The sequence below is a fragment of the Streptomyces sp. LBL genome (assembly GCF_029893585.1).
Lineage (GTDB): Bacteria > Actinomycetota > Actinomycetes > Streptomycetales > Streptomycetaceae > Streptomyces.
In genome coordinates, this window is record NZ_JARXYX010000004.1 from 297,398 (window position 1) to 309,966 (window position 12,569).

11 protein-coding genes are annotated in these 12,569 nt (G+C 69.8%); 5 read left to right on the forward strand and 6 right to left on the reverse strand.

Annotation, left to right across the window (positions count from 1 at the left end):
• Positions 1-19 precede the first annotated feature (19 nt).
• Together M2271_RS06830 and M2271_RS06835 are read right to left on the reverse strand one after the other, a co-directional pair.
• Positions 20-571, reverse strand: coding sequence for a hypothetical protein (locus tag M2271_RS06830; protein WP_280886190.1), 552 nt, complete (start codon positions 569-571; stop codon positions 20-22).
• Positions 572-611: 40 nt separating this feature from the next.
• A complete protein-coding gene (locus M2271_RS06835) occupies positions 612-1,712 on the reverse strand; it encodes a hypothetical protein (protein ID WP_280886191.1) in 1,101 nt (366 codons plus the stop codon).
• A gap of 403 nt (positions 1,713-2,115) precedes the next feature.
• Between M2271_RS06835 and M2271_RS06840 the strand changes: the two genes are divergently transcribed.
• Both M2271_RS06840 and M2271_RS06845 read left to right on the forward strand, forming a co-directional pair.
• Complete coding sequence (locus M2271_RS06840) at positions 2,116-2,835, forward strand: hypothetical protein (RefSeq protein WP_280886192.1); 720 nt, start codon at positions 2,116-2,118, stop codon at positions 2,833-2,835.
• 67 nt (positions 2,836-2,902) lie between these two features.
• Positions 2,903-4,741 (forward strand): RICIN domain-containing protein, encoded by a 1,839-nt coding sequence (locus tag M2271_RS06845; RefSeq protein WP_280886193.1) that lies wholly within the window; start codon positions 2,903-2,905, stop codon positions 4,739-4,741.
• 220 nt (positions 4,742-4,961) lie between these two features.
• Here M2271_RS06845 and M2271_RS06850 read toward each other — a convergent pair whose 3' ends face one another.
• From M2271_RS06850 to M2271_RS06860, 3 genes are read right to left on the reverse strand one after another with little or no spacing between them, the layout of a single operon-like run.
• Positions 4,962-5,795 carry a sugar phosphate isomerase/epimerase family protein gene (locus M2271_RS06850; RefSeq protein ID WP_280886194.1) on the reverse strand — a complete coding sequence of 278 codons (834 nt, stop codon included), beginning with the start codon at positions 5,793-5,795 and terminating at the stop codon, positions 4,962-4,964.
• Positions 5,792-6,943 (reverse strand): dihydrodipicolinate synthase family protein, encoded by a 1,152-nt coding sequence (locus tag M2271_RS06855; RefSeq protein ID WP_280886195.1) that lies wholly within the window; start codon positions 6,941-6,943, stop codon positions 5,792-5,794. Before M2271_RS06855 ends, M2271_RS06850 begins: the two co-directional genes overlap by 4 nt.
• Entirely contained in the window at positions 6,940-8,091 is a 1,152-nt protein-coding gene (locus M2271_RS06860) for a Gfo/Idh/MocA family oxidoreductase (RefSeq protein WP_280886196.1), read from the reverse strand. Before M2271_RS06860 ends, M2271_RS06855 begins: the two co-directional genes overlap by 4 nt.
• A gap of 478 nt (positions 8,092-8,569) precedes the next feature.
• On the opposite strand from M2271_RS06860, the gene M2271_RS06865 reads away from it, so the two are divergent.
• From M2271_RS06865 to M2271_RS06875, 3 genes are all read left to right on the forward strand, one after another.
• A complete protein-coding gene (locus M2271_RS06865; RefSeq protein ID WP_280886242.1) occupies positions 8,570-9,634 on the forward strand; it encodes a LacI family DNA-binding transcriptional regulator in 1,065 nt (354 codons plus the stop codon).
• Between the two features lie 95 nt (positions 9,635-9,729).
• On the forward strand, positions 9,730-10,530 hold the full coding sequence (locus tag M2271_RS06870) for a sugar phosphate isomerase/epimerase family protein (protein ID WP_280886197.1): 801 nt from the start codon (positions 9,730-9,732) through the stop codon (positions 10,528-10,530).
• Positions 10,531-11,261: 731 nt separating this feature from the next.
• Positions 11,262-11,918 (forward strand): hypothetical protein, encoded by a 657-nt coding sequence (locus tag M2271_RS06875; RefSeq protein ID WP_280886198.1) that lies wholly within the window; start codon positions 11,262-11,264, stop codon positions 11,916-11,918.
• Positions 11,919-12,090: 172 nt separating this feature from the next.
• Here the strand turns inward: M2271_RS06875 and M2271_RS06880 are convergent, their stop codons facing one another.
• Positions 12,091-12,501: a hypothetical protein gene (locus tag M2271_RS06880; protein ID WP_280886243.1), complete on the reverse strand. Its 411-nt coding sequence runs from the start codon at positions 12,499-12,501 to the stop codon at positions 12,091-12,093.
• Positions 12,502-12,569: the final 68 nt, after the last annotated feature.

Consider the following 12,569-nt stretch of genomic DNA (forward strand, 5'->3'; position numbering starts at 1 on the left):
CCCCCTCGCAGGCCGGGCTCTATTGGGGGCTGGGCGGGTCCTCGGCGGTCGCGTTGGTCTTCTTGGTTTCCCCGAGGGTCTTCGGGACTTGGGCGGTCGCCGTGGGCGGCGCAGGGGCTTCTTTGGCTTGGGGCGTTTCCGGGGCTTTGGGGTGCTTGGTGTAGTTGTCTTTCTTCGGCTTGTCCTCCAGGTCCTCGTTCTTCTTCAGGTCGTCGCGGACCGTCACCCTCTCGCTCGCCTTGTTCATGCCGTCGAACGCCGCCGTGGACACCGAGCTGGGCTCCTTGGCGTAGGCCTCCTGGGCATCGGCTGATTTCTGGGCGGTGCGGATGAAGGAGCCGAGGAAGCCCAGGACGGCCCGTGCTTCGGGTGACTGCTCCTGTACGACTTTCGCCCGGGAGGAAGCCCCGTGGATCGCGTTGCTGAACAGGCTGGTGCTCTTGTCGTCGTATGCGTCCTGCTCGACCTCCTCGAAGTCATCCACACCCGGCTGCGACCTGTCTTTGTCGGTCTTCACCGAGAAGAGCCCCGCGCTGTTCTTCGCGGAACCGAAAATGTTGTCGAACACCATGGTCATCACCTCTGGTCGTCGTGGCGGCGGAACCGTCCGGTCAAGGCCCCTTGTGGAGCGCTCGCTGGCTGAAGGTCAGGCTCTCCTCGTCGAACATCGTGTGGTGGACGTCCAGAGCGGAGACGACCTCGGCCAGCCCCTTCATGCGGAAGCCGGCGCCGCCCGCCAGGTCGATGTCGCCGATGTCGCGGGCGACCACCTGGGCGAGGCCGGGGAGGTTCCCGGACTGCGGGGGAGACAGGACCGCCACCGGCACCGCGTACTTCACCGCGAGGAACCCGGAGAAGGTCACCGGGATCTCGTACGTGTAGTGCTTGTGGGTACGCCGCTGCGTGGCAATGGTCTCCACACGGGAGCTTGCCGGGACCTGCCCGGAGATCTGCGACTTCGACGTCCAGCTGGTGGTCAGGGACCCGCCGACGGTGGCCGCGATACCCAGCGCCAACTGGGCGTTGAGCGACGCGCTGCCGGTGGCGCTGCCCTGGGTCGTGAACGCCACCGAACTCGTCACCGAGTTCGACGCGGAGTTCCCCATGGAGTTCGTCGTGGCCGTTTCGGTGGCGTTGGCGTTGTCCACCCCGACGCTGTCCTTGCTGTTCTTGTTGGTCACCGTGTTGGCGTTCTTGTTCGCCATGTCGTTCCGGAGCTGCGTTCCGAGCTGGGCCTGGAGGTCCATCTTGAGCTGGTTCTGCAGTTGCAGCTGCAGCTGCGCGCCGACGGTGCCGCCGAAGGTGAGCTTGGCGTCCCCGTGGAGCGACCACGTCACTCCGTTCGACACGGTGAAGTCGACCGAGTCGGTGAAGGTCATAGAAGACGTCTGGCTGCGGTTGACATAGGCGCGCGAGGAGAACGTGTCGGGCGCCGGCTGGGTGATGTCGCACCGCTCCTCGATCAGCGGCTCCCCGAGGTTCATATAGCCGAGCCAGCCCAGATCGAACGCGGAGCCAGGAAAATCACCGAAGCGCAACTTGTTGATGGAGAACCCGACGGGCTTGTGCTGCACGCCGTAGTTGTCGGTGTAGACCAGGTTGGGGTGGTTCAGGATGGACTGCCAGGTCTGAGCGATGTTCAGTTCCCGCAGGTTTTTCTTCGTCAGCGGATGGCGCTTGAACCGTTCCAGGTTGTACGCGTTGGAAGGCAATGTCTGTCCTCGACTGATCTGGGCTAACCGCGCTCGGTGAAATCTAAACAGTAATCTGCGTGCGTTCCGAAAACTGAAGCTATCAGGGGCCGCATTGCCCGGTAAGGCGTCTGTGCACATCACGCTCAATCGAGTGAAAAGAATCGATGGCCGCTCAACTGGGTTCAAGAGGCGGTAGGTTGAGGAGCTGTCGATCACTCGGCCGATGGTTTTCCCACCGATGGTTTTCCAGGAGTCCTGCCTGCGGCGTTGCTTTACGCGAGGGTGCTCGATTACGTCACCCGTCGTTCTCGAATTCCTTTCGATTGAGAGCGGCTAAGCCTGCCGCAATTCCCCGTGATAGACGACTGCACTGAGCGTGCGGCGTATTGTCCCCGTATCCAAAAAAGGTGAGGTTTCCGCGATGTACACCCAAGAACGCACGGCGATGTCGAATTTGGTGGTCGGCGGCCCGGTAGCCGTGAACAGCTACGACAACGCGATCGTGGCCGCGCTGATCGAGAGCCGTCCGGTCATGCTCGTCCACGCCTTCAACGGCGGCTATCTGCGGCCGGCCGAGCTGAAGGAGGACAGCCACGACAAGGGCGTCAAGCTGGCCACCACGCTCGATCCGGCCACCAAGGAGGCGCAGGGCCACCTCTGGCACATCACACCTGCCGGGTTCTTCGGGCAGCGACCGCTGTACTTCATCGAGAGCGCCGCGGGCCAGGTGCCGCCCCCCACCGCCAAGGCGAGCGACACCGACGCCGGGCGCGGCGACGACGGCGCGCCGAAGCCGCAGCGCCGGCGGATCACCGTCCACCAGGAGGCCCCCAAGAGCACGGCCGACACCGTCCAGGTCGGTCTCCCCGACAAGGTGGGCGACCAGTGGCGCGGTATGAACGGCGCACCGGAGGACACCCAGCTGTGGGTGGTCACGGTGACGCCGTGGGGCGGGATCACGTTCGTGCCGATCACCCACCCCGACGCGATCCTCGGGTTCAAGGACCACGCGGTGACGGCCGACAGCGAGGTGCGTCTGACCTACAACTGGGGCGGGGACTTCACCGGGACGGTCATCAACACCTTCTACCCGCGGCTGCCCAACGAGTGGAATGTCCCGTACCACCACGTCTTCACGTGACCTGCCGCCACCGCCGCGCCGCATCTGTCCCGAGCCAACGCCCCAACCGCCCGGAAGAGGCACCACGATGCCCGTGCCCACGCAAGAACTGAAGCTGTACATCGTCCACGCCGCCACGGGCAAGACCCTCGGCGCCAAGGCCGCGCCCGGCGCAGACGGGGCCCTCGTCGTCCGCGACTACCCCGACGGCGGCCCGAGCCCCGAGCAGTGGCAGCTCACCCCCGTACAGGCCGCACAAGGCGGGCAAGGACAGGACGAGCCGGCGTATGTGATCCGCAACGCGGTCACCGGCAAGGTCCTCGACAACCCCGCCGACGCGGACCACGGCGTCCGCCAGTGGGACGCCACCGCCGCCAACAAGGCCCAGCAGTGGCACCTCGTCCCCGTCGAGGGCGAAGCGGGCCTCTACTTCATCGAAGGCGCGACCGACGGCGCCGTTCTCGACCTCGACGACCCTGGCACGGACGACACCCGGATCATCCTGCGCGAGCACGACGACAGCGCGGAAAGCCAGCACTGGCGCCTCGTCCCGGCCGAACCCGAACGCACCAGCGACCCCGTGCTGCGCTACGCACCCCTGAGCCACTGGAACGGCCGCCGCTCCTGGCGACTGACCCGCTCGACCGCGCTACGGCCGGCACCCGGTGCGACGCCCTCCTTCAGCGACATGCTGCTGGTCCTCGACCGCTTCGGAAGTGACCAGGACGCCGGCGGGTGGAAGACCGACGGACCCAACCGCTCTCCCAGCGAGCACCTCGACTGGTGGGCTGGGGTCGGTGCGAGGTTCCTCGCCCGCACCACATGGGGGCTGGACATCGTGGGACTCAAACCCGCCACGGGGGCTGTGACGTCTTCCAGCAGAAGCGACGGCACCTTCGAGGACGACGAGCGCGTCCTGCACCAGCCCGGGCCCTCCCCGAGCCCCAAGGATCTGTGGACCCTCGCGCACATGACGGGCAGCGAGACCGAGGTCGTCGTGCTCTGCGCCGACGGCGTCCGGGTGTCGCGTCAAGACGAGGACGGGACATTCAAGCCCGCGGGTGGCGAGCTGCTTCTTGGGGCGTTCGGGCATGGTCCGCAGGCCGGCGGGTGGCTGGCGGACAAACACCCCCGCTTCCTCGTCGACACCACCGGTGACGGCCGCGCCGACATCGTCGGCTTTCACGACGACGGCGTCTGGATCTCACTCCAGGACTGGCAAGGGACGTTCGCACCTCTCGGCGACGAACCCGTTCTCCGGGCGTTCGGCCACGACGAGAAGGCGGGTGGCTGGCTTGCCGAAAAACACCCCCGCTTCCTCGTCGACACCACCGGTGACGGCCGCGCCGACATTGTCGGCTGCCACGACGACGGCGTCTGGATCTCACTCCAGGACGAAGAAGGCACGTTCGCCGACCCCCTGTACGTCCTCGACGACTTCGGGGCCGACCAGGGATGGAGCTCAACCGAGGAACACCCCAGGTTCCTGATCAGGGCCCTCCACTCCAGGACATCGGACATCATCGGGTTCGGCCCACAGGGCGTCGTCGTCGCACACGGGCGCGGCGACGGCACGTTCGAGCCCTCCAAGCTCGTCCTGAACGAATTCGGTACCGCCCAGCAATGGACGAGCAAGAAGCACCTCCGGTGCCTCGCCGACGTCACCGGTAACGGCTACCTGGACATCGTCGGCTTCGGCGACGAGGGAGTCTGGGTCTCGCACAACCACGGCGGCGACCAGTTCGAGCAGGCCCAACTGGTGTGCCGCGGGTTCGGGTACAACGAGGACGCAGGCGGCTGGCGGGTCGACCGCCACCCCCGCTTCGTCGCCGACGTCACCGGCAACGGCTGCGCCGACATCGTCGGCTTCGGCGGCCCAGGCGTCTACGTAGCCCGCAACCTCTACCGCCGCTTCAGGACCCGCTAGCCGTCCAAGGGCGCCCACGCCCGCAGCACGGCGACTGGCCGTGGGCGTACCGGAACCTGTCACCTCGACCCGTCGTGCTGCCCTCACCGGCTGGTACAAGTCCAGCTACAGCGGCGGCAACCAGGTGTCGCGCCCGATCCTACGTCCGTGGCCTGCCCGTCCGTGGCGGAGGCGGGCAGGCCACGGACGGTTGGGCCACGGACGGTCAGGCCACGGACGGTCAGTCCGCCGTGTGCGTCACGAAGCGTTCCGCCGTCTCCGCGAGGACCTCGCGCCCGTCCCGCGCCCACAGCCCGTCGTTGAACAGCTCCACCTCGATGGGGCCGGTGTAGCCGGCCGCCGTCACGTATCCCAGCCACTCCCGCATGTCGATCGCGCCGTCGCCGATCTGGCCGCGGCCGTTGAGGACGCCCTCCGGCAGCGGGGTGGTCCAGTCGGCGAGCTGGAAGGTATGGATGCGGCCGGAGGCGCCCGCGCGGGCGATCTGCTCGGGGGCCCGGTCGTCCCACCAGATGTGGTACGTGTCCACGGTGACGCCGACCTGCTGGGCCGGGAAGCGTTCCGCGAGGTCCAGGGCCTGGGTGAGGGTGGAGACCACGCAGCGGTCGGAGGCGTACATGGGGTGGAGCGGCTCGATGGCCAGCTTCACTCCGTGGTCCTCGGCGTACGGGCCCAGTTCGGCCAGGGCGTCGGCGATCCGCTCCCGGGCGCCGTGCAGGTCCTTCGAGCCGGCGGGCAGGCCGCCGGAGACCAGCACGAGGACGTCCGTGCCGAGGGTGGCCGCCTCGTCGACCGCGCGGCGGTTGTCGTCCAGGGCCCGGGACCGCTCGTCCGGGTCGATGGCCGTGAGGAAGCCGCCCCGGCACAGGGTGGTGACGACCAGGCCCGCGTCGCGGACCAGCTTGGCCGTCGCCTCCACGCCGTACGTCTGCACGGGTTCGCGCCAGAGGCCGACGCCCGGCACACCCAACTCCAGGCAGCTGTCGACCAGTTCCGGCAACGACAGCTGCTTGACGGTCATCTGGTTGATGCTGAAGCGCGCGAGGTCGGTCACTGTTCCACTCCGTACACGGACAGCAGGTTCTTCATCCGCTCCTCGGCCAGCTTCGGGTCCGGGAACAGGCCGAGGCCGTCGGCGAGTTCGTAGGCGCGGGCGAGGTGCGGCAGGGAGCGGGCCGACTGGAGGCCGCCGACCATGGTGAAGTGGCTCTGGTGGCCGCCCAGCCAGGCCAGGAACACCACGCCCGTCTTGTAGAAGCGGGTCGGCGTCTGGAAGAGGTGGCGGGACAACTCGACGGTGGGGTCGAGGAGTTCACGGAATCCGGCCACGTTCCCGGTGTCGAGGACGCGGACCGCCTCCGCCGCCAGCGGCCCCAGCGGGTCGAAGATGCCGAGCAGGGCGTGACTGAAGCCCTGCGCGTCGCCCGCGATCAGCTCGGGGTAGTTGAAGTCGTCGCCGGTGTAGCAGCGGACGCCCTGCGGCAGGCGACGGCGCAGGTCGACCTCGCGCTGGGCGTCCAGGAGGGAGACCTTGATGCCGTCGACCTTGTCGGGGTGGGCGGCGATGACCTCCAGGAAGGTGTCGGTGGCCGCGTCCAGGTCGGACGAGCCCCAGTAGCCCTCCAGCGCCGGGTCGAACATCGGGCCGAGCCAGTGCAGGATCACCGGTTCGGCGGACTGGCGCAGGAGGTGGCCGTAGACCTCCAGGTAGTCCTCGGGGCCCCGGGCGGCGCCGGCGAGAGCCCGCGAGGCCATCAGGATGGCCTGCGCGCCGGACTCCTCCACGACGGCGAGCTGCTCCTCGTAGGCCGCGCGGACCTCCGCCAACGTCCCCGAGGCGATCTGGTCGGTGCCGACACCGCAGGCGACGAGACCGCCGACCGCCTTGGCCTCGGCCGCGCTGCGGCGGATCAGCTCGGCCGCGCCCGCCCAGTCCAGGCCCATTCCGCGCTGGGCGGTGTCCATCGCCTCGGCGACGCCGAGCCCGTGCGACCACAGGTGGCGGCGGAAGGCGAGGGTGGCGTCCCAGTCGACGGCGGCGGGCCCGTCGGGCGACACGTCCGCGTACGGGTCGGCCACCACATGGGCCGCCGAGAAGACCCGGCGGGAGGTGAAGGGGGCGCCGGTGGTGAAGGCGAGGGGCTCGGTGCGAGGCTCGTAGGTCCGCACGCCCCCCTTGCCGTCGGGCAGCTGGACGGTCACAGCTCGACCTCCGGTACGTCGAGACGGCGGCCCTCTGTCGACGACCTCAGGCCCAGCTCGGCGAGCTGGACACCGCGGGCGCCGGCCAGCAGGTCCCAGTGGTAGGGGGCGTCGGCGTACACGTGCTTGAGGAAGAGTTCCCACTGCGCCTTGAAGCCGTTGTCGAACTCCGCGTTGTCCGGGACCTCCTGCCACTGGTCGCGGAAGACCTCGGCGGCGGGGATGTCCGGGTTCCACACCGGCTTCGGGGTGGCCGAGCGGTGCTGGACACGGCAGTTGCGCAGACCGGCGACGGCGGATCCCTCGGTCCCGTCCACCTGGAACTCCACCAGCTCGTCGCGGTTGACGCGCACGGCCCAGCTGGAGTTGATCTGGGCGATGGCGCCGCCGTCGAGCTCGAAGATGCCGTAGGCGGCGTCGTCGGCGGTGGCGTCGTAGGGCTTGCCGTTCTCGTCCCAGCGCTGCGGGATGTGGGTGGTGGCGATGGCCTGGACGGACTTCACCCGGCCGAACAGCTCGTGCAGGACGTACTCCCAGTGCGGGAACATGTCGACAACGATGCCACCGCCGTCCTCACTGCGGTAATTCCACGACGGGCGCTGGGCGGCCTGCCAGTCGCCCTCGAAGACCCAGTAGCCGAACTCGCCGCGGATGGAGAGGATCCGGCCGAAGAAGCCGCCGTCGATGAGGCGCTTGAGCTTGAGCAGGCCGGGGAGGAAGAGCTTGTCCTGGACGACTCCGTGCTTGATGCCCTTGTCCTGCGCCAGACGGGCCAGCTCCAGGGCGCCTTCGAGGGACGTGGCCGTCGGCTTCTCGGTGTAGATGTGCTTGCCCGCGGCGATCGCCTTCCTGATCGCCTCCTCGCGGGCGGAGGTGACCTGGGCGTCGAAGTAGATGTCGACGGTGGGGTCGGCGAGGACCGCGTCGACGTCCGTCGAGATGTGCTCCAGGCCGTGCTGCTCGGCGAGCGCCCTGAGCACGTGCTCGCGCCGGCCGACCAGGATCGGCTCCGGCCACAGCACGGTGCCGTCGCCGAGGTCGAGGCCACCCTGTTCGCGGATGGCCAGGATGGAGCGGACCAGGTGCTGGCGGTAACCCATGCGCCCGGTCACGCCGTTCATGGCGATACGCACCGTCTTGCGTGTCACGTCATTCCTTTCGCAGGCGTCGTACGCGGCGTTTGTGCGCGGCGTTCGTGCGCGTTTGTGCGCTCTGGTGCGCGCTTGTGCTCTGATGCGCGGTCGTGCGCAACGTCGCGCACAGTTCATGCACAGCGGCCGTGCGCAGTCCGTACGCAGCGATCGTGCGCAGTCCGTACGCAGCGATCGCGCGCAGTCCGTACGCAACGGTCGTGCGCGTTTTCCTCCACGGTGGTGCGCGCCGTGTACGCCTCTACTGCCGAGCGGTACAGCAAGCGCTTTCTATCTAGTGAAAAGCTAACCTCTGAGCAGTGGTCTGGACAAGACCGCGACGGGGACGAGTTGTTCGAGGGGGCGAACGACAGGGGATTCATGGTCGTAAGGTCTGCTCGACACGTCCGGAACCATGCCCGTGGTGCGGCCTGTCTACGTGGGCGTACGGGCGTACGAGGACGGACGACGAGATGCGCGACCGGAGGACGACGAGATGACGGTGACCCTGGCGGACGTGGCGGCCCGCGCCCAGGTCTCCCCCGCGACGGTGTCGCGCGTACTGAACGGGAACTACCCCGTGGCGGCGTCCACCCGGGAGCGGGTGCTGCGGGCCGTGGACGAGCTGGACTACGTCCTGAACGGCCCCGCCAGCGCACTGGCCGCGGCCACCTCCGACCTGGTCGGCATCCTGGTCAACGACATCGCCGACCCCTTCTTCGGGATCATGGCGAGCGCGATCCAGTCCGAGATCGGCGGGCCGGGCGGGCGAGCGGGGGGCGAGCGGCTGGCGGTCGTGTGCAGCACCGGGGGTTCGCCGGAGCGGGAGCTGACCTATCTGACCCTGCTGCAGCGGCAGCGGGCGGCGGCGGTGGTGCTGACCGGCGGGGCCATCGAGAACGCGGCCCACACGGCGGCGATGGCGTCGAAGCTGCGGAAACTGGCGGAGGCGGGGACGCGGGTGGTGCTGTGCGGGCGCCCGCCGGCCCCGGAGACCGGGGCGATCGCGCTGACCTTCGACAACCGCGGGGGCGGACGGGAGCTCACCGAGCACCTGATCGGACTCGGGCATCGGCGGCTCGGCTACATCGCGGGACCCGAGGAACGTACGACGACCCGGCACCGGCTGGAGGGGCACCGGGCGGCGCTGGAGGCCCACGGGATCAAGGAGGATCCCCGGTGGGCCGTGTGGGGGCGGTACGACCGGCAGTCGGGGTACGAGGCCACGCTGGAGCTTCTGCGGCGGGATCCGTCGCTGACGGCCGTGGTCGCCGCGAACGACTCCGTCGCGCTCGGGGCGTGCGCGGCGCTGCGGGACTTGGGGCGGCGGATTCCGGACGACGTCTCGGTGGCGGGGTTCGACGACCTCCCGTTCAGCGTCGACGCGGTGCCTTCGCTGACGACGGTGAGGTTGCCGCTCGCCGAGGCGGGGGCGCGGGCGGGGCGGATCACGATGGGGCGGGAGGAGCCGCCGCCCGGGGGGATCGCGGTGATCCGGGGGGAGTTGATGGTGCGGGGGTCCGCCGGGGTGCCGCGGGATCTGCACGGCACGGGTGAGTGACCGGACGATCTTCAGGGCACCGGTGAGGGACGGACGGGACGACACGTACCGCCCCCCGTCTGGACCCGAGCCGACCCGCGAGTGAGAGTAGGGACATGAAACTGGCGTTCTCCACCCTCGGCGTTCCCGGCCTTCCCCTCCCCGACGTGCTGCGCCTCGCGACCACGTACGGCTATCACGGCGTCGAACTGCGCGCCCATCCGGAGGAGCCGGTGCATCCGGGCCTCGATCTGAGCCGGCGCACCGACGTGGCCGCCGAGTTCAAGGCGGCCGGTGTGGAGGTGCTGGGCCTCGCCGGGTACGCGCGGGTGGCCGCGCCGGGCCCGGACGAGCCCGTGATCGAGGAGGTCCGCCGACTCCTCGACCTCGCCCGCGACCTCGGCGCCCCGTATGTGCGGGTCTTCCCCGGCGGCGGCACCGAGCAGAGCCGGGAGGAGGCCGACGCGACCGCCGCGCGGCGGCTGGGGACTGCCGCGGAGTACGCCACCGACGTCGGCGTACGGATCCTGCTGGAGACCCACGACTCGCACCGCACCGGCGCCGACGCGATCCGGGTGCTGGGCCTGGTCGGACACCGTCAGGTCGGCTCGCTGTGGGACGTCATGCACACCTGGCTGGGCGGCGAGCAGCCCTCTCAGACGTACGCGGCCCTGTCCCCGTACCTCGGATACGTCCAGGTCAAGGACATCGCCTCCGCCGAGGACAAGACCCCGCTGGCCCTCGGCACGGGGGTGCTGCCGCTGACCGAGTGCGTGGACGTGCTCTGCCGGAACGGCTGGGACGGCTGGCTGTGCTGGGAGTACGAGAAGCGGTGGTACGAGGCGGCGGCGCCGCTGCCGGAACTGCTGGGCGCCGGACGGGACCATCTGGCCCGGCTGCTGAACGAGTCCGCCTGAGGTCCCGTTGAGGCCCGGTTGACCGGTGGCCCCGCTCGGCGGCCGCCGGTCGGCGACCCCTGTGTGGGGTTGTGTGGACCGGCGTGGACCGGGGTGGGCCGGCGTGGGCCGGCGTGGGCCGACCCCGCGCCGCCGGGTTCCGCCCCGCTTCAGCCGCGGTGGCGGAGGGCCCGCGGCGCGCACCCCGAACGCCTCGTTGACCCCAATGACCCCCGGCGTCCCGACTTCCGGGAATCCGGTCCGGACCGGGAACCCTGGCCCTCCCCCGCTCGTCCAACCCGCAAGCTGTCGGAGAGTCACCGTGGTGCGGTGTCGGCCTCGCTGCTGGCTGCGAACGCTGACCCACCCTCTCCGCCGTGCCGCGGCCGGCAGCATGCCGCCATCGGCGCGCCCCCTCCCACAGCGCCGATGGCGGCCCCTTGCTCGCTCCCGTGTGTTCCCTTGACTGTGACTGGCAGAAACTTCCCGGATGTTGCCGACTCCTCGGAAGTTTCCTTCAAAGGATTCCGGAAGGAGTGCCGGTGCAGCGGGCCAACGATCCGGCGCGGGTGCCGTATCCGGTCGGATACGGGCTGTCGTACCAGACGTAGTCCCCATACGTCGCACAATCGCCGCACCACCCCCAAAAGGCGCAAAGCACCCCGCATATCTGGCGTGGGTCCGCCCTGGCAGGTCACGCTGAACGGGAATGTCGGGGGTGCCGGGGGCGCCGAGGGTGCCTGGGGGTGGCGATGCGCGAGCGATGTTCGGCGGGAGCGGTGGGTGCGGTGGGTGCGGTCTTGGTGGCGCTCACCGCCCTGCTGGCGGGGTGTCAGGGGTCCGATGTCGGAGGTGCCGTGCAGGACGGGCGGCTGGGCAACGAGACATCCGTGGCACCGGCCCGGCCCTCCGGGTACGGGGCGGTGTTCCTCGCGGTCGACGAGTGCAGTTCCTTCGGGACGACCCGCTTCACCGAGGTCCCGTGCACCGGCGAACGGGCGGCGGCCCGGGTGGTGGCGCGGCACGACAGCACCGCGGGCGACGGCCCGTTGTGCCCGGCGACCACCGACTTCGTCCTGCACATCAGCGAGCAGAGCCCGGCCACGGACGAGGACGGCGACGACTCCGTGCCGCAGGGCTACGCCTGCATGCGCAACCTGGAGCCGCCGCATCCCGGCGACCCGGGCGCCGGGGGCGGGCCCCGCACCATCGTCGGCGACTGCGTCTACAGCCTGGGTGACGGCGGTGACGGACAGGTCCGCGAGACGGCCTGCGACGGCACGGGCGAGAAGAAACCGCAGTACAAGGTGGAGAAGGCCGTCGCCGACCGGGCCGAGTGCCCGCTGTCGACGGCCCTGTACGTCCAGCTCGGCGGCGAGCGGCCGGTGGGCTGCGCCCGGACGGTGTGACCGGCACAGGGCCGACGGCCGGCCCGTCACCCGCAACAGGGGTCAACGGCCGGGCTGTTACCCGCACAGGAGCCGACGGCCGGATGCGGTCGTAGGTAGTCGTGGGTGGTCCTGGGTGGTCGTCGGTGGTCGTCGGTGGACGTAGGTGCACGCCGTCGTCATGACCCGTGAGTCAGCAGAGGATCCAGCCGGACGCGACCGAGCCCTGGCCCACCGTCCCCTTCACCCGCACACACCGGTGTCCGGCGTGCACGGTGACCGGTCCGGCCCGGCGCGTGTACCGGCCGTCGTCGACGACCGGGCGGAGGCCGCGCGCCTGCACGCTGATCATCATGTACCGCTTCGGACCGGGGTTCTTGGGGAGGGTGACCGCGCAGACGTAGCCGCTCCGCTTGTAGATCTGCACGGAGCCGGTGGTGAAGGAGAGCGTTCTGACCTTGCGTCCGGCGCACGACGAGGCGTCGGCGGCCTGCGCGGCCCCCGGCGCCACGAACGCGAGCAGGCCCGACGCGGTCAGCAGGGCCAGACCGAGCGCGAGGCGGCGCCGTAACGCACGTAACGCACGTAACGCACCACTGTCCACTGTCGTCCCTCCCGTCAGCACGACTCCTGGGCGTACGCGATCTCTGGGGGTACGCAACCGTTGGGCGT

Bases quoted from the DNA above. Each gene is read 5' to 3' on its own strand.
- M2271_RS06840 (WP_280886192.1), top strand. From the start codon at position 2,116: ATGTACACCCAAGAACGCACGGCGATGTCGAATTTGGTGGTCGGCGGC.
- M2271_RS06865 (WP_280886242.1), top strand. From the start codon at position 8,570: ATGACGGTGACCCTGGCGGACGTGGCGGCCCGCGCCCAGGTCTCCCCC.
- M2271_RS06875 (WP_280886198.1), top strand. From the start codon at position 11,262: ATGCGCGAGCGATGTTCGGCGGGAGCGGTGGGTGCGGTGGGTGCGGTC.
- M2271_RS06870 (WP_280886197.1), top strand. From the start codon at position 9,730: ATGAAACTGGCGTTCTCCACCCTCGGCGTTCCCGGCCTTCCCCTCCCC.
- M2271_RS06830 (WP_280886190.1), bottom strand. From the start codon at position 571: ATGGTGTTCGACAACATTTTCGGTTCCGCGAAGAACAGCGCGGGGCTC.
- M2271_RS06845 (WP_280886193.1), top strand. From the start codon at position 2,903: ATGCCCGTGCCCACGCAAGAACTGAAGCTGTACATCGTCCACGCCGCC.